The organism is Clostridium sp. BIOML-A1, assembly GCF_009874105.1.
Lineage (GTDB): Bacteria > Bacillota > Clostridia > Lachnospirales > Lachnospiraceae > Coprococcus.
Genome location: NZ_WWTL01000016.1, coordinates 1 through 20,298 on the forward strand (window position 1 = coordinate 1; position 20,298 = coordinate 20,298).

Annotated in this window: 16 protein-coding genes; all 16 read left to right on the forward strand. The window is 37.5% G+C overall.

Annotated features, from left to right (window positions below):
* Window positions 1-172: 172 nt before the first annotated feature.
* Window positions 173-415 carry a hypothetical protein gene (locus GT641_RS11590; protein ID WP_008399905.1) on the forward strand — a complete coding sequence of 81 codons (243 nt, stop codon included), beginning with the start codon at window positions 173-175 and terminating at the stop codon, window positions 413-415.
* A 483-nt stretch (window positions 416-898) separates the two neighbouring features.
* A complete protein-coding gene (locus tag GT641_RS11595; protein WP_008399899.1) occupies window positions 899-1,456 on the forward strand; it encodes a LytR C-terminal domain-containing protein in 558 nt (185 codons plus the stop codon).
* A gap of 230 nt (window positions 1,457-1,686) precedes the next feature.
* Complete coding sequence (locus tag GT641_RS11600; RefSeq protein WP_161117630.1) at window positions 1,687-2,550, forward strand: YitT family protein; 864 nt, start codon at window positions 1,687-1,689, stop codon at window positions 2,548-2,550.
* A 197-nt stretch (window positions 2,551-2,747) separates the two neighbouring features.
* Window positions 2,748-3,860 (forward strand): sn-glycerol-3-phosphate ABC transporter ATP-binding protein UgpC, encoded by a 1,113-nt coding sequence (ugpC, locus tag GT641_RS11605; protein ID WP_008399896.1) that lies wholly within the window; start codon window positions 2,748-2,750, stop codon window positions 3,858-3,860.
* Window positions 3,861-4,068: 208 nt separating this feature from the next.
* Window positions 4,069-5,157: a helix-turn-helix domain-containing protein gene (locus tag GT641_RS11610; RefSeq protein ID WP_021943137.1), complete on the forward strand. Its 1,089-nt coding sequence runs from the start codon at window positions 4,069-4,071 to the stop codon at window positions 5,155-5,157.
* 128 nt (window positions 5,158-5,285) lie between these two features.
* The gene (gene ftsE / locus GT641_RS11615; protein WP_008399894.1) at window positions 5,286-5,972 is read left to right on the forward strand and encodes a cell division ATP-binding protein FtsE; all 687 of its coding nucleotides are present in this window, start codon (window positions 5,286-5,288) and stop codon (window positions 5,970-5,972) included.
* Window positions 5,962-6,870, forward strand: a complete 909-nt coding sequence (gene ftsX, locus GT641_RS11620; protein WP_161117631.1) for a permease-like cell division protein FtsX — start codon at window positions 5,962-5,964, stop codon at window positions 6,868-6,870. Before ftsE ends, ftsX begins: the two co-directional genes overlap by 11 nt.
* Before the next feature lie 15 nt (window positions 6,871-6,885).
* A complete protein-coding gene (locus GT641_RS11625) occupies window positions 6,886-8,109 on the forward strand; it encodes a M23 family metallopeptidase (RefSeq protein ID WP_119962515.1) in 1,224 nt (407 codons plus the stop codon).
* Between the two features lie 248 nt (window positions 8,110-8,357).
* Window positions 8,358-9,605, forward strand: coding sequence for a S41 family peptidase (locus GT641_RS11630; protein WP_161117632.1), 1,248 nt, complete (start codon window positions 8,358-8,360; stop codon window positions 9,603-9,605).
* 258 nt (window positions 9,606-9,863) lie between these two features.
* Window positions 9,864-11,405 (forward strand): glutamine-hydrolyzing GMP synthase, encoded by a 1,542-nt coding sequence (gene guaA / locus GT641_RS11635; RefSeq protein ID WP_044944527.1) that lies wholly within the window; start codon window positions 9,864-9,866, stop codon window positions 11,403-11,405.
* A 164-nt stretch (window positions 11,406-11,569) separates the two neighbouring features.
* On the forward strand, window positions 11,570-12,412 hold the full coding sequence (locus GT641_RS11640; protein WP_161117633.1) for a DUF2971 domain-containing protein: 843 nt from the start codon (window positions 11,570-11,572) through the stop codon (window positions 12,410-12,412).
* Between the two features lie 910 nt (window positions 12,413-13,322).
* Entirely contained in the window at window positions 13,323-15,686 is a 2,364-nt protein-coding gene (locus GT641_RS11645) for a DEAD/DEAH box helicase family protein (RefSeq protein WP_161117634.1), read from the forward strand.
* A gap of 15 nt (window positions 15,687-15,701) precedes the next feature.
* Window positions 15,702-16,532: a DUF2971 domain-containing protein gene (locus GT641_RS11650; RefSeq protein WP_161117635.1), complete on the forward strand. Its 831-nt coding sequence runs from the start codon at window positions 15,702-15,704 to the stop codon at window positions 16,530-16,532.
* A gap of 22 nt (window positions 16,533-16,554) precedes the next feature.
* Window positions 16,555-18,024 (forward strand): class I SAM-dependent DNA methyltransferase, encoded by a 1,470-nt coding sequence (locus GT641_RS11655; RefSeq protein WP_161117636.1) that lies wholly within the window; start codon window positions 16,555-16,557, stop codon window positions 18,022-18,024.
* 1 nt (window position 18,025) lies between these two features.
* Window positions 18,026-19,486, forward strand: coding sequence for a restriction endonuclease subunit S (locus GT641_RS11660; protein ID WP_161117637.1), 1,461 nt, complete (start codon window positions 18,026-18,028; stop codon window positions 19,484-19,486).
* 43 nt (window positions 19,487-19,529) lie between these two features.
* Entirely contained in the window at window positions 19,530-20,285 is a 756-nt protein-coding gene (locus GT641_RS11665; RefSeq protein WP_161117638.1) for a hypothetical protein, read from the forward strand.
* The last annotated feature ends 13 nt before the right edge of the window (window positions 20,286-20,298 follow it).

The window sequence follows — 20,298 nt, forward strand, 5'->3', positions numbered from 1 at the left end:
CATTAGGATGGAAATCTCCAAATCAGGTACTAAAGGATTATCTGGCATCTGTGTAACATATGTTTGACAAACCTACAAAACGTTTTGCAATTTCCCCAATTCTCTATTGAAAAATTGTTCATATTGCTATAAAATAAGCTATGCAAAGTTGCGCAGATATGGGGTAGAGATTATGGGAATAAAGTTTATTAAAAAGAAAAAGGGCGAGGTTGTAGCAGCAAACGTGCCGGCAGATCTAAAGACAACAGTGGATAAAGATGGAAATGTTGAGATCGTATCAAAGAATTTTACAATGACAACGAGCCAACAGCCGAAGCGCGAGCCGGAAATAGTTGAATGGACATGCTGGGGATGTGGGCATGTAAACAGTGGAGATGTTTGTGAGGTATGCGGAAAAAAACGGGTACAGAAATAAGCAGCAGACTGTTTATCAGATTTGATAATTATATAACAGTATATATAAAAGATTCTTGTATGTATATTATATAGGAATCTTTTTTACTTTATAGGCAAGATCGCCCTATAAAGTAAAAAGTGCTCCGCTGAGGGTGCGCACTTCGCGAAGAAGTTAATTGCCTTGTAAATTTGCGTAGGTGCGAAAGACCCGCAAGTGACTCTTTATTTTTATTCGGAGAAAGTAAGAGGGGAATAAGGTTTGAAATTATAATGACAGAATTTATCAGGCAGAGAAAATAAGAAATTAGAAATGCAGGTTGAAATTTAAAAGTACGTTTGGTATACTCATTAGGTAATTTTTCAGGTGCAATAAAGGTGTACAGAAAAGTAATGATTTTGGTGCATTTGTGATGCACGGGATTGATAGTCTGTTTAACAAAAAGAACGGAACGGATATTCCGGGACAAGCATTATATTTTATAAATAAAATGGAGGCCAGAAAATGGGTAAAAAAGTATTGAGATTATTTCTGGAAACAATGCTCAGAGCCGTTGTAATCATTCTTGCAGTTGGCATTGTTGTAATAGGAGCACTGCTTATAAAGACATTAGTAAAGAATAATTCTCTGAAAGACAGTAAGAAGACGACAACAGGAAAAGAAATAGTAACAGAAGCAGAGGATGAAAATGATCCGACGTTTAATAATGGAGATGACGAGAACAGTGGATCGGACGGAGCGGATGAAACCGGTGCGGTTGCATCTACAGATGCTAAAATCCTTGTTATTAATGCAACAGGAACCAGTGGAGTTGCCGGTGCATGGAAGACCGCATTAGAGGGTAAAGGATATACTTCGGTAGAAGTTGGTACTTATAATCAGTCGGCGATCGCGACATCAAAGGTATGCGTATCCGGTTCATATGATGGAGCAGATCTTGCTGCGGAATTTTCATCACCGGAAATGTCAACCACAGATACGTTATCAGCATCCGATTTTGATGTGCCGATTGACGGATATGATATTATTGTAATCGTTGGAACAAGTGATATTAAAAACTAAACAGCAGGATGATCGGATTGCCTATCTATACAGATTGTTCATACAGACAGAGAAGCAGGTGTTATTACAGAAATGTGATGTGCCTGCTTTTTTTGTTTTAAATGTCATCATGTATAAAGAATATTTTACAGGTGCAAGGATGTTTGTGTATAACTGCTATTTATAATCAATGGTGACTATGCCGAAAAAAATCGGACATACTATATAAAAATTGTATGAAAGGCAGTTGCATGAACAAAAATCGAGAAACGATAGAAACGTATGTATTGTTAACGGTGGCGGCGTTTTTGATGTCACTGGGTGTTGTTTGGATTTTTAACAGTGAACAGATAGTTCCCGGAGGCGTGACCGGAATAGGAATTATAATAGAAAATCTGACGGAAAATATGGGAACCGGAATTCCGGTCTGGTTGACGAATTTGGTTATCAATGTTCCGTTATTTATATGGGGGTATTTTCTGCTCGATAGAAAAAGTATGATAAGGACAGCATATACAACGGTTATTTCTACAGCATTTCTGGCAGTTATTCCTGCACTTCCGCTTGCAACGCATGACAGACTTTTGAATATGATTCTTGGCGGAGTTATATTTGGTTGCGCTTATGGTCTTATGTTTCGTCTGAATGCGTCATCCGGCGGCGTGGATCTTATGGCATTGATATTGAATCATATGAGAAACGATATTGGTGCGCCGTTATTCCTTGGGGGTATAGACATAGTGATCGTAATAGCAGGCGGAATTGCATTTGGCCTGGAAAATATGCTGTATGCTGTTATTGCAATCGTAATATCAACAAAATTATCTGATATGATCGTACAGGGAATCAGACATGGAAAACTGGTTTACATTATTTCTTCCAGATGCGATGAGATCAAATCCTGTATCATAAATGATATTGGAAGAGGTGTAACAGTATTGAAAACAAAGGGTGGTTATACGAATGAAGGGCGTGTAATGATAATTTCGGTTTTGTCAAGTAGACAATTAGTAGAATTAAAGGATAAAATAAGGACAATTGATGAAAAATCTTTTATGATTGTAGGGCAGGTAACGGAGGTTTTTGGTGAAGGTTTCACAAAATTCTCGTCTTAAATCTTCTTAAATCGATGCGAAAATCGTCAAAATGTTAGTTTTTTTGCGGTCGTATACAAAACAAACAAAACATTAAAATTTTTTTTGGGCAATAATCATATGGTTTAAAGAAGGGGAATGTTGTAAAATGACACTATGTTCAGAACGAATGAATAAATAAAACAATACTATATAATATTTACGGAGGTATTTGCAGAATGGCAAGTTTATCACTTAAGAACATCTATAAGGTATATCCTAACGGATTTAATGCTGTTAAGGATTTCAACCTTGAAATTGAAGATAAGGAGTTCATCATTTTCGTTGGACCTTCAGGATGTGGTAAGTCAACAACTCTTAGAATGATCGCAGGTCTTGAGGATATCAGCTCAGGTGAGTTATGGATCGGCGACAAGCTTGTAAATGACGTAGAGCCTAAGGATAGAGATATCGCAATGGTATTCCAGAACTACGCTCTGTATCCGCATATGTCAGTATATGACAACATGGCATTCGGACTTAAGTTAAGAAAGGCTCCGAAGGAGAAGATTGACAAGGCTGTTCATGAAGCTGCTAAGATTCTTGATATTGAACACTTACTTGACAGAAAGCCAAAGGCTTTATCAGGTGGTCAGAGACAGCGTGTGGCTATGGGTCGAGCAATCGTTCGTGAGCCTAAGGTATTCCTTATGGATGAGCCACTTTCAAACCTTGATGCGAAACTTCGTGTACAGATGCGTGTTGAGATTTCCAAGTTACATCAGAGATTACAGACAACTATCATCTACGTTACACATGACCAGACAGAGGCTATGACACTTGGTACAAGAATCGTAGTTATGAAGGATGGTATTATTCAGCAGGTAGATACACCACAGAACTTATACGATAAGCCATGTAACTTATTCGTAGCCGGTTTCATGGGTATGCCACCTATGAACTTCATTGATTGTAAGGTAGTTAAGTCCGGAGCAGACATTCTCTTAATGTTTGGTTCACACTCAATTAAAGTTCCTGATAGTAAGGCTGAGAGACTTATTGCACTTGATGCAGTTGATAAGGAAGTTGTTCTTGGTATTCGTCCTGAAGATATCCATGATGAGCAGCTCTTCATCGAGTCATCACCGGAAAGTGTTATTGATGCAAGAATCAATATTTACGAAATGTTAGGTGCTGAAGTTTACTTATACTTCACAATCGATCAGTTCGATATCACAGCAAGAGTTAATGCTCGTACAACAGCCAGACCTGGCGATACAGTACAGTTTGCATTTGACTTAAGCAAGATTCATATCTTTGATAAGGAAACAGAGGAGATCTTAGTAAGCTAATAGATCATACATACTTAAATATTTATAAACAAACAGGGAAAATGCAGAAATTTCTGCATTTTCTCTTTTTTTTTTTCGCAATATGATTTAGAATAGGTACAGTAGTGTATTTTGTTATTCGTATGTTTTCCGGGAGGCTTATCCGTCAGGCAGAATGGATGGGGAAAGAATACGGAATCCGAATATAAGAATAAGGAGTGTAGAATATATGATATCGAACCAGATACTTCAGGATACGATTGATGGATTAAAGAATATTACAAGAACCGATCTGTGTGTTCTTGATACAGAAGGAAAGATTCTTGCATCTACATTTAAGGATGTAGATGACTGTGAAGAAGCAGTACTTGCGTTTGTTGATTCCCCGGCAGAGAGTCAGGCAATTCGGGATTACCAGTTCTTTAAGGTGTTTGATGATAACCAGTTAGAACATATCTTGCTTGCAAAGGGGGAGACAGATGATACTTACATGGTTGGTAAGATCGCAGCGTTCCAGATTCAGAATCTCTTAGTTGCATATAAGGAGCGTTTTGATAAGGATAACTTCATCAAAAATCTGCTGTTAGATAATCTGTTGCTTGTTGATATTTACAACAGAGCAAAGAAGCTTCACATTGATACAGATGTAAGGAGAATCGTATTTATCATTGAGACAAAGAATGAGAAGGATACAAATGCCCTTGAAACAGTTCGTAATATCTTTTCTACAAAGACAAAGGATTTTATTACTGCTGTGGATGAGAAGAACATCATTCTTGTAAAGGAAGTAAAGCAGACAGAATCCTATGATGATATGAATAAGATTGCCAAGGTTGTTGTAGATATGCTGAATACAGAGGTTATGTCTTCTGTTCATGTATCATATGGTACGATCGTAAATGAGATTAAGGAAGTATCCCGTTCTTATAAAGAAGCTAAGATGGCACTGGATGTTGGAAAGATCTTCTACGAGAACCAGAACATTATCGCATATAGTAATCTTGGAATCGGACGTCTGATCTATCAGCTTCCGCTCCCACTCTGCAAGATGTTCATTCGTGAGATTTTCGATGGCAAATCACCGGATGAGTTCGACGAAGAGACCCTTACTACTATTGATAAGTTTTTTGAGAACAGTCTGAATGTATCAGAGACCTCCAGACAGTTATATATTCACAGAAATACTCTGGTTTATCGTTTGGATAAGCTTCAGAAGAGTACCGGTCTGGATCTTCGTGTATTTGAGGATGCGATCACATTTAAGATTGCGTTAATGGTAGTTAAGTATATGAAGTATATGGAGTCATTAGACTATTAAAAGGAAGAATCTGGACTCTTTGTAATATATTGTATGCAGGATTTACACATATATTTCACATTTTACTGCTATACTTGTAAAAGCAAAGAGAGAGAAAGTACAGACGTTAAATTTGAAAGGAAACCATTATGATAGAGTTAGAGAATGTTACTATGACCTACCCAGGTGGTATGACGGCTCTGAAGAATGTTAATATTAATATAGAGAAAGGCGAATTTGTCTTTATTGTTGGTAGCAGCGGATCAGGTAAGACAACATTGATCAAGCTGTTATTAAAGGAATTAGATCCGACCTCTGGGTCTATCCGTGTAGCAGGATATAATTATAAAACTATAAAAAGAAAGAATATCCCGAAGGTCAGAAGAAAGATCGGAGTTGTATTTCAGAATTTCAGACTGTTAAAGGACAGAACCATCTATGAAAATGTTGCATTTGCACAGAGAGTTATACAGACTCCTGCGAGATACATCAGACGTAGAGTTCCGGCTATGCTGACGCTGGTAGGTCTTGCGGATAAGTATAAATCTTATCCGAAGGAGCTTTCCGGTGGAGAGCAGCAGAGAGTTGCCATGGCAAGAGCACTGGTAAACAATCCGGAAATCATCCTTGCCGATGAGCCAACCGGTAACCTGGATCCGAAGAACTCACAGGATATCATGGAACTGCTTGATGATATCAATAAGCGTGGAACAACAGTGGTTGTCGTAACTCATAATAAGGATATTGTAAATGAGATGCGAAAGAGAGTAATCACATTAAAAAAAGGTGTGGTTATCAGCGATGAAAAACAAGGTGGTTATATAGATGAAGATTAGTACATTCTTTTATATCCTGAGACAGGGATTTACGAACATCAGAAGAAATATATTGTTCTCTCTTGCATCAATCGGTACAATTATTTCATGTTTGTTCATATTTGGTATTGTATATGCAGTTGTTGTAAACTTTCAGTCAGGAATGAAGGATTTGGAGAATAATGTAACGATATCGATTTTCTTTGAAGAAGATATTCCGGACGAAACGGTTCAGTTGATCGGTGAACAGATACGAGTCCTTGATTATGTAAATACAATGGATTATATCAGTGCAGATGAAGCATTTGATAAGTTCTGTGAGCAGAATTATGATGATCCTGAGGCTGCAAAGGCAGCATTCGGAGATGATAACCCGTTAAAGAATTCTGCTTCTTATGAGGTAACGTTGAAGGATGTATCCAAACAGGCTGAGTTTGTAGCATTTGCAAAAGGTTTAGACGGAGTGCGAAAAGTCAGAAGTTCTGAGGTTACAGCTGACAGTATCTCGACATTGTCCTCATTGGTAGGATATGCTTCTATCGGAATTGTGGTAATCCTGATGTTGGTATCCATCTTCCTGATCAGCAATACGATTACCATTGGCATTACAGTTCGTAAGGAAGAAATTGCAATTATGAAATTGATCGGTGCAACGAACTTCTTTGTACGTGCGCCGTTCATAATAGAAGGTATTATTATCGGAGCAGTCGGTTCTGTTATTCCGCTTTATCTGTTATATGTTATGTATCAGAAGATTCTGGAATATGTGGCAGGACGATTTGCAGTAATTACATCTGTATTCGCATTTGTAAGTAAGGAAGAATTGTTTAAAACAATGATTCCTGTTGGGCTTATTTTAGGTATAGGTGTAGGTTTATTTGGTAGTTTGATCACTACCAGAAAACATTTGAAAGTATAAGAGGAGGTCTTTATTTTGAAGAAAATTCAGATACCGTTAATGAAAAAATTCAAAAAGACGGCGCTTGTTATTGTATGTGCAGTTGCACTTGCTGCAATGCCGCCTGTATCTCGGGTTTCGGCAACGAGTATTCAGGATGCAAAGGACAGCAAGAATGAAGCGGAAGGGAATAAAAAAGAAGCTCAGGGCGTGTTGGATGGCCTTGAAGAGAAACAGAATAAGTTGATCAGTGATGTAGAAGCACTGGATAAGCAGGTTTCAGATATTCAGACGCAGATCACTGCAAAGGAAGAAGAAGAAGATAAATTAAATACAGAGATTGATGAGACAAAGAAGAATCTTGCAGCAGCGCAGGTTGAGGAAGACAATCAGTATGCAGCAATGATGAAGCGTATTCAGTATCTCTATGAAAATGGAGAAGTTGAGTACATAGATACATTGATGTCATCCGCATCTTTTACGGATATGTTAAATAAGTCAGAGTATGTGGAGCAGATATCAAGTTACGATCAGAAGCAGTTAAATGCACTGATCGATACAAGACAGAAGATCCAAGAATATGAGACAACTCTCGAGACAGATTTGAAAGAGGTTGAATCTGTTAAAGCAGATCTGGAAACACAGAAATCAAATCTGGATGTAGCAATCAATGAGAAGAATCAGAAGATTGCTGAATATTCACAGGATATCGATGCACAGAAATCTTTGGTTGAGAAATATCAGAAAGAAATGGATGCAGCAGATGCCCAGATTGCGGAGATTCAGAGAAAACTTGCAGAACAGCAGGCTGCACAGCAGCAGAGCAGTGGCGGAAGCGGAAGTACTACACCACAGTATTATACACCGAGCGGTGGATCATTTATGTGGCCGGCTACACAGGGAAGCAGAATCAGCTCGTATTTTGGACCGAGAACATCACCTACAGCAGGTGCAAGTTCTAACCATAAGGGAATCGATATTCCATGTCCAACCGGAAGTGATGTTGTTGCATCAGCGGCCGGTACGGTTGTTATCTCGCAGTACAGTTCATCCGCAGGATATTACATTATGATCGATCATGGAAATGGTATATCTACTGTATATATGCACAATTCCCAGCTGGTAGTCGGTGTGGGTCAGACAGTAGAACAGGGACAGGTAATTGCAAAGGCAGGAAGCACCGGATATAGTACAGGTTCACATTGCCATTTTGGTGTAATGATAAACGGAACTTATGTAAATCCACTTGATTACCTGTAAAACAAGATGAAGACCGAAATCGCAGAAATGTGATCACGGTCAGAATTGTGGGATTTTACAGAATTACACATAGGATAAAACAACAGACAGATCGGGTGAAAACTGGATTTGTCTGTTGTCGTTTATAAAAGAAAATTTACAGAATACCTATAGGATTATACATAATTTATGATCTGACATATGGGTAAATGTATATTTTCAAGTTTATGAAAGGACGTTGATGCGAAAAATGCATCACTGGAGGTAACATGAGACATAATTTTAAGAGATGGATTCTCGGTGTGGTGGTTATAGCCGGATGCGCCGGAATGATGGGTTGTTCTTTTACTAAGGATAATTCAAAGAGTGGTGATCTGAATTCAGATGCCGGAAAGCGACATAATAATCTGGATTATGATGGTTCGGTCGTAGACGAAAACACGTTGGAGAAGCTTGCGAGTCTGGAAACGATTATCGATAAGTCCTATTATTTTGACACCTCAGACGAGGATATGCAGAATGGTCTGTATGCTGGGCTGATCGAGGCATTGGATGATCCATATGCAAAATATTATACACCAGAGGAATTTGCAAAACTGCAGGAAGACAGTTCCGGTGAATATGCAGGTATCGGTGTTGTCGTAAGACAGGATGAGGAAACCGGATATGCGATTGCGGTCAGCATTACAGAGGATTCACCGGCTTCCGAAGTAGACATCAAACCTGACGATCTGATCTGTAAGATTGATGATTATGAGATTCAGGAATCCGACGATCTGGACTATCTGGTTACAAAGATACGTGGAGAAGAAGGTACGGATGTTACCCTTGAAATCTATAGACCAAGTGAGAGAAAGTATCATACAGTAACCATTACCAGAAGAAAACTGGAGAACAGTACCGTTTCCTACTTTATGGCAGATGCAGATAAGAAGATTGGTTACGTCCGTGTAACACAGTTTGTAGCAAATACAAATGATTTATTCAGGGATGCTGTAGAAGATCTGAAGTCTCAGGGCATGACAGCACTGATGATAGACCTTCGTTCGGATCCGGGTGGAATGTTAACTACAGTTGTCGATATGTGCGATTATCTGCTCCCTGCCGGAAAAATCGTATATCAGGAAGATAAGAATGGAAATGTCTTATCAACTTATGAATCTACGGACGATGAGCAGCTTGATCTTCCGATGGTAGTGCTTGTAAATGGGGAGAGCGCAAGTGCATCTGAGATCATGACAGCAGCATTAAAGGAATATGGTGTTGCGACGATCATTGGCGAGAACACATATGGAAAGGGAATCGTACAGTCGGTTATTCCGCTTTCTGATGGCTCAGCAATAAAGCTTACAACTGCCAAATATTTCACTCCAAATGGAAATGACATTCATAAGAAGGGTGTAGCTCCGGATATCGAAGTGAAATTACCGGAAGATTATACGGCAGATGATTTCCAAGGCAAGAAGGATACACAGTACCAGAAAGGTCTGGAAGTATTGCGCGGGAAGGTAAAATAGAGCAGGATTAGGTGTAGAAAATAGAGTAATTACATGGTATAATATGCGTAAGCATTGAGCCGTGCCAAAATAAACTCTGATGATTCGGCTGCTTGCAGACGAAAGCATTAGAGTTTATTTTGATAGGGCGAAAGCCCGACAACGAGGAAATACGAAGTATTTGCGAGTGTGCACGGCGAAAAGGAAAACCCGTGCGAGAGAGGAAATACGAAGTATTTGCGAGTGTGCACGGTTAAGAAAAATAAAGGAGAAACTTTCATGAATAAGGAATTGATTATCGTACTGGACTTTGGTGGTCAGTACAATCAGCTTATTGCACGAAGGGTCAGAGAATGTAATGTCTATGCAGAAGTACATCCGTACACTATGAGCATTGACGAGATCAAGAAGATGAACCCGAAAGGCATTATTTTCACCGGTGGACCGAATAGTGTATACAAAGCTGATTCACCAAGTTACAGCAAGGAAATTTTTGAACTGGGTATTCCAATCCTTGGAATCTGTTATGGTTCACAGTTGATGGCACATGTGCTCGGCGGTAAGGTAGCAACTGCTCCGGTCAGTGAATATGGCAGAACTGAGGTAACAGTGGATAAGAATTCCATTTTGTTTAAAGATGTAAATAAATCAACAATCTGCTGGATGAGTCATACCGACTATATCGCAGAAGCGCCGGAAGGATTTGTATCAACTGCAACGACTCCAAACTGTCCATTTGCGGCAATGGAAAATGCAGAGAAGAACTTGTATGCAACACAGTTCCATCCAGAGGTTATGCATACAGAAGAAGGAATGAAGATGCTTCGTGCATTTGTCATGGATGTATGTAAATGCTCCGGTGACTGGAAGATGGATTCTTTCGTTGAAGATACGATCAAGAGTCTGCGTGAGAAGATTGGAAATGGCAAAGTGCTCTGTGCATTATCCGGTGGTGTAGATTCATCGGTTGCAGCCGTTTTGTTATCCAAGGCAGTCGGCAAGCAGCTTACTTGTGTATTTGTCGATCAGGGACTTCTTCGTAAGAACGAGGGTGATGAAGTCGAAGCAGTATTTGGTCCGGATGGTCCATATGATCTGAACTTCATCCGTGTAAATGCGCAGGATCGTTTCTACCAGAAACTTGCAGGAGTTGTTGAACCGGAAGCAAAACGTAAGATCATCGGTGAAGAATTTATCCGTGTATTTGAGGAAGAAGCAAAGAAGATCGGCGCTGTCGACTTTTTGGTACAGGGAACAATTTACCCTGATGTGATCGAATCCGGTCTCGGAAAATCTGCAACGATCAAGAGTCACCACAACGTAGGCGGACTTCCGGATTATGTTGATTTCAAAGAAATTGTTGAACCGCTTCGTCTCCTGTTCAAGGACGAGGTTCGTAAAGCGGGTCGTGAGCTTGGTATTCCAGAGTATCTGGTAAGCCGTCAGCCATTCCCGGGTCCGGGTCTTGGAATCCGTATCGTTGGGGAAGTAACGGCTGAGAAGGTTAAGATTGTTCAGGATGCTGACTATATCTATCGTGAGGAGATTGCAAAAGCAGGTCTTGATAAAGGACTTGGACAGTATTTTGCAGCGCTTACCAACATGCGTTCGGTTGGTGTTATGGGTGATGAACGTACCTACGACTATGCAGTTGCACTTCGTGCCGTATGCACCAGTGATTTCATGACTGCTGACTGCGCGGATATTCCGTTTGAAGTATTGCAGAGAGTAATGACAAGAATTATTAATGAAGTGAAGGGTGTCAATCGAGTAATGTATGATCTGACGAGTAAGCCACCTGGAACGATTGAGTTTGAATAGTGCGGAAGTGCATAGATTATTTGATATGACGGGTAGTCTTTTTGATTGCCTGTCGTATTTTAAATTATATTGATTGTAATTGGTTTGTTGCCATGAGAAAGTTTATAATGCTAAAAATAAGAGCTGTGGTTAAATATATTTGAAAAAGGAATATGTGTAAAAGTATGGATGAAATAGTATATCACTATTGTGGTGTTGACACGTTTTTCAATATTATCAGAAATTCAAGTATGTGGCTTTCTGATATTGCAAAATCAAACGATTATCAAGAGTGTATAAGGTGTAGAGAATTTGTAAATAAGGGAATGGAAGAATATCTGAGAAATGATGTTGAAGCATTAAAAGCATGGAAGACTTGGTATGAGAATGGTGTATATAGTAATTTTTCAATGAAAACATTTTGTGTTTGTTTTTCTGAAAGTAAAGATAAATTAAGTCAGTGGAGAGGATATGCACAGGATGGAAAAGGAATAGCAATTGGTTTTAATAAGGACGTTCTTGAGGAACTAAATCAGATAAGTAAATTTCATACTGCTTTCGGAAAAGTGATTTATGATAATCCACAGGAATATGTTCAGAATATAATCGCGGATAATATAAAAAAACTTGAATATAAGGGCGTAGAACATGTTGCACTTGAGTTAAGTGAAAATTATAGAATGCAGTTTCCATTTGTGAAAAATCCGGGTTTCGAAGAGGAGAAGGAATGGAGAGTAGTAGTATGTTCGACAATAGGACACTATAACATACCAAGTTCAGAGAATATTCTTTTTTCTAAAGTTAAATATAGAACAGCAAACAATAAATTGATACCGTACATAGAAATGAATTTTAAGAGGGTTAAACAAAGTATTATCAAGGAAATATTTATTGGTCCTAAATCAGAGGTGGAAGTTGAAGATATAGTAAATCTCTTGAGTTTTTATGGATACTATGATGGTATAGAGGGAGGGTATAATTTCCAGCAACCAGTTGCTATCAAAAAATCAAGTACAACATATCGATAAGAAATGTATAGTTAAAAGAAAAATTTTGTGTATGCACAAATAAGAGCTAATCCCAATGTATGGCAACAAATTGGAAACAGAAAATCAGCGAGCCAAAATAATATATGTAACAAAAATAAAATAACGGCAAAAAAGATACAAATCTTAAACAAATATATTTAAGAACATCTTTGGACTTGCCGAGTTTGAATAGCGGATTTTGCCTCACAAAGCCTGTATTTATGGGCTTTGTGGGGCTTTTTCTTTACCTATTGGGGCGTAAATGGTGATATTTTCCACTACTCTTCTTGGAAAAATTTTATTTGGTGCTATTTTTGGCTGGAGATGGTTATTAAATATGTGAGTTCAATATTTGCGACTGTCTATTTCGAATTATGCGTGAGTAGAGTTCGGCCATATTTTTGAGTAGCGTAGTATCTTATAGTGCAGTATAATTTATAATATGTCTTTTTTAATGAGCAAAGAAGCTTATAATGTAATTAGAAGTTCAAAATATTTAAGAGAAAGTGATGTTTTTAAAAAAGGAGAACTATTTCATTTGTCGGAGAAGCAGGTGGCTAAGGTAACAAAAGCAAATGTTTTTAAAAAGACATGTATAATAAGTAAGATAAATCTTGATGGGACTGTAGAACTTGAATTTAAGCAGTGATTGCACAAGAGGTCATATGAAGTAGTAACTTTCTGCTGATTGTACATATATAACCACTAAGCTGATGGTGTTGATTAATAAAAGTCAAAACTGTTGGTTTAGTGTTTTTTTATGCATATTCCTAATATGAATTGTGGATGAAAAGATTAGTAATATGTGGTAAAATTATTCTTGGATATTTATACCCAGAAAGATATTACAAGTCCAGATTTATGGACATCACATATGAGATGATTCACAAAAAGGGAAGGAGCTGTGCAAATGGGGAAACGAGATCTTTCAGAAGAAGATATAAAAGCAAGATATATAACTCCAGCGGTAGAGCAATCAGGTTGGGACAAAAAGCAGATTCGCTATGAGTATGCATTCACAGCAGGTCGTATCATCCTAAGGGGTAATATAACTAAACGTAGTAAGAAAAAATTTACAGATTATCTGTTATTTTATAAGCCTAATCTTCCATTAGCAATCATAGAAGCTAAGGATAACAACCATCCAGTAGGTGCAGGACTGCAACAAGCTATAGAGTATGCAGAAGCTCTGGATGTAAAGTTTGTATATGCATCCAATGGAGATGGCTTTGTAGAGCAGGATTTAATAACTGGTGATATTCGTAACCTTTCCTTAGATGAGTTCCCATCACCAGATGAGTTATATCACAGATATGTAAATGAGATGAATTTCTCTGAAATTGGTGAGAAAGCTCTGCTAGAGCCATATTACTGGGTGCCAGGTTATAAGACACCTCGTTACTATCAGAGAATTGCCATTGACAGAACTGTAAATGCTGTAGCAAGTGGCAGGGACAGGGTACTCTTAGTCTGTGCAACTGGAACTGGTAAAACATTCATGGCTTTTCAGATTATTTATAGATTATGGAAAGCTGGAATAAAAAAGAAGATATTGTTCCTTGCTGATAGGAATGTCCTTGTAGACCAGACAATATCTGGTGATTTTAAGCCATTCGGGGGTAAAATGACTAAAGTCGAGAATAAACAGCTCGACAGTTCTTATGAAATCTATCTTGCATTGTACCAGCAGTTAGCTGGTGATGAGGGTGTAGAGCCATTCAAACAGTTTAAGCCTGAGTTCTTTGACCTGATACTCATTGATGAGTGTCATAGAGGCTCCGCTAAGGAAGAGTCAGCTTGGAGAAAGATATTAGAATATTTCTCTGGTGCAACTCAGATAGGCATGACAGCTACACCAATTGAAACAAAAGAGGCATCATCACAGACATATTTTGGAGAAGCTATTTATGAGTATTCTCTGAAACAGGGTATTGATGATGGATTCCTTGCTCCATATAAGGTCATTCGTATAGGACTTGATAAAGACCTTGTTGGTTATCGTCCAGAAGCTGGGAAACATGATGATAATGGCTATGAAATCGAGGATAGAGAGTACAATATCAAAGATTTTGATAGGACTCTTGTACTTGATGAGAGAACCAAAGTCATTGCAAAGAAAGTTACAGAATTCTTGAAGAAAACTGACAGGTTCAGCAAGACCATTGTGTTCTGCGTAGATGTGGAGCATGCGGAGCGTATGCGTCAGGCTCTCATTGTTGAGAATAAAGACCTATGGACGGAGAACCATAAGTACATTGTGCGTATAACTGGAGATAATGCTGAAGGTAAAGCCCAACTGGATAATTTCATTGATGAGGACAGTACATATCCTGTTATAGCAGTTACAAGTAAGCTGATGACTACTGGTGTTGATGCTAAAATGTGCAAGCTCATTGTGTTGGATAACAATATAAATTCCATGACAGAATTCAAGCAGATTATTGGTCGAGGTACTCGTCTGTTTGAAGATTATGGAAAAACATATTTTACAATTATGGACTTCCGTAACGCATCAAGATTATTTGCTGATAAAGATTTTGATGGTAATCCTGAGGTAGTAATCGACATTACTGGCGATGACCCAGTAGATCCAGTAACAGGCAATGAAGACGATACTGAAAATACAGGAGATGATACAGGCAGTAATTCAGGTACTGGAAATATTGGTGATTCTGGCGATGATTGGGGTACTGGTGATGGCTCTGAGAAGCCTAAGAAGTATTATGTCAAGGATGTAGAAGTCAAAGTTCTGTCTGAGAGAATACAGTACATTGATAAGGATGGAAAACTTATAACAGAAAGTCTTATCGATTATACAAGAAAGAATATTTTAGGACAGTATGCGAGGTTAGATGTATTCCTCAAGAAGTGGAATGAAGTAAAGAAAAAACAGACTATCGTAGAAGAACTTCGTGAGGATGGTGTACTGTTGGATGCTGTTCGTGAAGAGACAGGTCAGACTGATATAGACGATTTTGATTTAATCCTGCACCTTGCATATGATAAAGCACCACTTACCCGTATAGAGCGTATCAAAAATGTTCAGAAGAGAGGATATCTCTATAAGTATTCAGAGCTTGCACAAAAGGTTCTGGGAACACTTATGGATAAGTATGCAAGTGAAGGCTTGAAAGAGATAGAGGAGACAAAGGTTTTACAGTTACATGAATTCCAGCAGTTTGGTAGTCCTATGAAGATTGTCAAAGCCTTTGGAGGTAAAGCAGCATATGAACAGGCTGTGAAAGAACTGGAAGATGAAATCTTCTCTGCGTAGAATGAGGAGGATACTATGGAATATTTATATCATTATACAAGTATAGAAACACTTGCATTGATATTATCAAATAAAACAATTTGTTTTAACAATTTATTAAATGTTGATGATAGTGAAGAAGCAGAAACATTCGATATGGGTAAATTTGGGCGATTTGTATATGTGAGTTGTTGGACAAGTGATGGACAAGAATCTATTCCACTTTGGAATTTATATACACCTAATATGCATGGGGTTAGAATTAGACTGCCTAAATTTCCATTTAAAAAATATTCATATAATAAAGATGAATATTTTTTTAAGGAACGCATTGAGACATATATCAATATTGAAAAGATATATAATGAAAATAAAGTAAGTATAGTTGCAACACAACCAGAGTTGGTTGAAATTCAATATACGGATGATAAAGAAAAGTTATATCCTAAAGTACGAAAAGTATCAGCGGAAGAAAAATTTCAGCAATATTTAAATGATGGGATGATAGAAAACGGGAAATTAGATTTGTCATATTCATTTGCAGAAATAGGAAAGTATAAACGCAAAGAATGGGAGTTTCAAAAAGAATGGCGATATATATATTCGGTTGCTCCAATGGGGTTAAAAGAGGCAAATCCACCAACAATTGATAAACAAATAGAATTAATTAAAAGACTCGAGAATAAGGAATATGATCCACCATATTCAAAGATGTTTTTAGATTTAGATGATAATGTATTAAAGAGTGTTGAAATATTGTGTGGACCAAGAATGAATGATGCAGAAAAAGTTATAGTTAAGGCATTGTTAAAGGAATATTGTCCCAATGGAATATATAAAGAAAGTAAATTGAAAATAAGAAAATAATTGAAAGTAGGTTTTTTTACCAATGGCTATAACTAATTTCGTTAAGAGAATACAAGATGTAATGCGTAATGACGCAGGGGTAAATGGAGATGCTCAACGTATTGAGCAGATTGTATGGATTCTGTTTTTAAAGATATATGATGCAAAAGAAGAGGAATGGGAGCTTATCAATGATGATTATGTTTCTATCATTCCTGATGAGTATAAGTGGAGAAACTGGGCGGTAGATAACAAAGATGGTCAGGCTTTTACTGGAGATGCACTTCTTGACTTTGTTAATAATAAGCTGTTCCCTACACTTAAAAATCTTGAAGTATCTGAGGATACTCCAATGAACCAGATGATGGTACGTTATGCCTTTGAGGATGCCAACAACTATATGAAAGATGGTATCCTGCTTAGACAGGTCATCAATATCATTGATGAAATTGATTTTACAGAGTATGAGGAAAGACACGCATTTGGCTCAATCTACGAGTCATTTCTGAAAGATTTACAAAGTGCTGGTAATTCAGGAGAATACTACACACCTAGAGCTGTAACTGACTTCATGGTAAAAGTTACTAAGCCAAGACTAGGTGAGAGGGTAGCTGACTTTGCCTGTGGTACTGGTGGATTCCTTGTGTCTGCTCTTAACGAATTATATGAGGAGAGCCTTAAATCTAACGAGAACAAGGAAATTTATAATAATACAGTTTATGGTGTGGAGAAGAAAGCTCTGCCACATATTCTCTGTGTTACAAATATGCTCCTGCATGATATTGATAACCCTGAGATAATTCATGGCAATACTCTTGAGACTGATTACAAAGAGTACAGAAAGATGGAAAAGTTTGATCTTGTCCTTATGAACCCACCATATGGCGGTAATGAAAAGGATTCTGTAAAAGCAAACTTCCCTATGGAACTGCGTAGTTCAGAGACTGCTGATTTATTCATGGATATTATTATGTTCCGCTTAAAAAAAGATGGTAGATGTGGAATTATTCTTCCTGATGGTTTCCTCTTTGGTACTGATAATGCAAAGGTAAATATCAAGAAGAAACTGCTTGAGGAGTTTAATCTTCATACAGTCATAAGAATGCCACATAGTGTGTTTGCTCCGTATACTTCTATTACGACAAACATTTTGTTCTTTGACAATACACACCCAACAGAGGAGACATGGTTCTATCGTTTGGACATGCCTGAGGGGTATAAGAATTTCTCAAAGACAAAGCCTATGAAGCTGGAACATTTCGCACCAGCCCTTGAGTGGTGGGATAATCGTGAGGAGATTGAAGTAGATGGATTCCCTAAGGCTAAGAAATATATAGTAGATGAAATCGCAGCCAATGGATATAATATTGACCTCTGTGGATTCCCACACGAAGAAGAGGAAATCCTTGACCCGATGGATTTGATTAATCAGTATCAGGAAAAGAGAGCATCCCTTAATGCTGAGATTGACCATGTATTAGAGAAGATTACTTCTATGTTGGGAGGTAACTAATTTGAATGCACAGGATTTAAAGAACAGTATCCTACAGCTTGCTGTTCAAGGCAAGCTCGTCGAGCAAAGAGCCGAAGAAGGCACTGCGAGAGAGTTGCTCGAACAGATAAAGCTGGAAAAGGATCAGCTCATAAAGGATAAAAAGATAAAGAAGTCAAAGCCATTGCCTGAGATAACAGAAGAGGAGATACCTTATGAAATCCCTGAGTCTTGGGAATGGGTGAGATTAGGAAATATTATAATTTTACAATCAGGTCAAGATTTACAACCAGCTTTTTATAATTCAGAAGAAAAAGGTATACCATATTTAACTGGAGCAAGTAATATTGAAGATGGAAACATAATTATTAATAGATGGACAGAAAGTCCAAAAGCAATTGCTAATCAGGGAGATTTGCTATTAACATGTAAGGGAACAGTAGGAAAAACTACATTATTGAATTTATCAGAGGTTCATATTGCACGTCAGATTATGGGAATTAGGACTTTAGGAGCAAGCATATTATACATAAAATTATTTGTGGAAAGTCAGATTACCTACTTGAAATCGAAAGCAAAAAGTATGATACCAGGTATTGAAAGGAATAATGTTTTGAATTTATGCATTCCTGTACCACCACTTGAAGAGCAGCACCGCATCGTTGCCAAGATTGAGGAAATTCTTCCATATATCGACCAATATGACAAGGCTTATACGAAACTGGAAACATTTAATAAAAAATTCCCAGAGGATATGGAGAAGAGTATCCTGCAAATGGCTATGCAGGGTAAGCTGGTGGAACAACGACCAGAAGAAGGAACTGCTGATGAACTTTATGAGCAAATTGTTGCAGAGAAAGCTCAGCTTATCAAAGATGGCAAGATTAAGAAAGAAAAGCCATTGCCTGAGATTACTGAGGATGAAATTCCTTTTGAGATTCCTAGCAGTTGGAAATGGGTGAGATTTCAAGAGGTATGTGCAGTTTTGACCTGTGGGTATGCATCAACTCCAGAATATGTTGCAGAAAATATTGGAATGCCATTTATTTCAGCTAAAAATATTAAGCCATATAAATTTATGCCAGATGACCATAAATATATTAAGAGAGAGTTGTATGATAAGTTGACGCAAACTTGTTGTCCTAAAAAAAATGATATTTTATTAACTAGAGTAGGAGCTGGTATAGGAGAAGCTGCAATTATAGATATAGACATGGAATTTGCTATATATGTAAGCTTGACATTGATAAAATTAGTGGATTATAAACAGCTTGATAATAGATATATTCTTTATTGGCTTAATTCACCTATTGGTACAGATAATGCAAGGAAAAATATATTTGGCAAGGGTGCTTCTCAGGGAAATTTAAATGTAAATAATGTAAGAACATTTCTAGTGCCACTTCCACCACTTGAGGAGCAGAAGCGTATTGTTGCCAAGGTAGATGAACTTTTACCATATTGTGACCAGCTTATCAAGTAAATTGAATTGTGCAGGGAGGTGCATTGTCATAGATAAATGGAGTATGGCAAAGTATTTGATTGATGCAAAAAAGAATATAGATAGCATTATTTTTATTGAAGAAAACATTGATAAGGTTTGCAATCTAAACCTTAGACGAAAAGTTGAGGAATTAAGGAGAGAATTCTACATAAACTGTTGTGTTGTACTTGATAAATCGCATCCTAAAAACAAAAAGAAAATTTGTGAAGACAAGCTGATTGAGGCGATTTATTATGAACGTGATAAGAATTGTGCGCATAGAGATGATGATTACAAATCTCCAGAGTTCAATCAATTGAGTGATATGATTGAAACGATGAAACATCAGATACAGAAAGTGCTTGTGGTTTGCAGGGATTCACTTCCTAGTAATATCACTTTGGATTTTGTATCACACGATAAGGAATTGTTTCGCCTAATATATGGAATTACTGCTGAAAAGGAAGAAGAAATAAAACATAGAAAGTATCCTGAGTATGGCAAGATACAACAGTCAGGAGATTTTATAACAAAGAAAATATTTCAAGAAGCTGAGGATATCAGAACAATTAAGAATAAAAATGATTATGCAGTAATAATAGAGAATGGTATTAATTTTTATGAGGCATTACAAAATCGTCAGGATGCTTGTATTAAGATAAATGTCCTTTATAATTTGGAAACATGGTGTAGTATAAATCAAGAAAGTTTTGCAAAGATTCAAAAACTCAAAAAAGCTGGAGGATTAAATGAATTTGATATGCCAGTTATGCCAAAGGACAATGCACAGTTAAACTAACACATCAGGATAT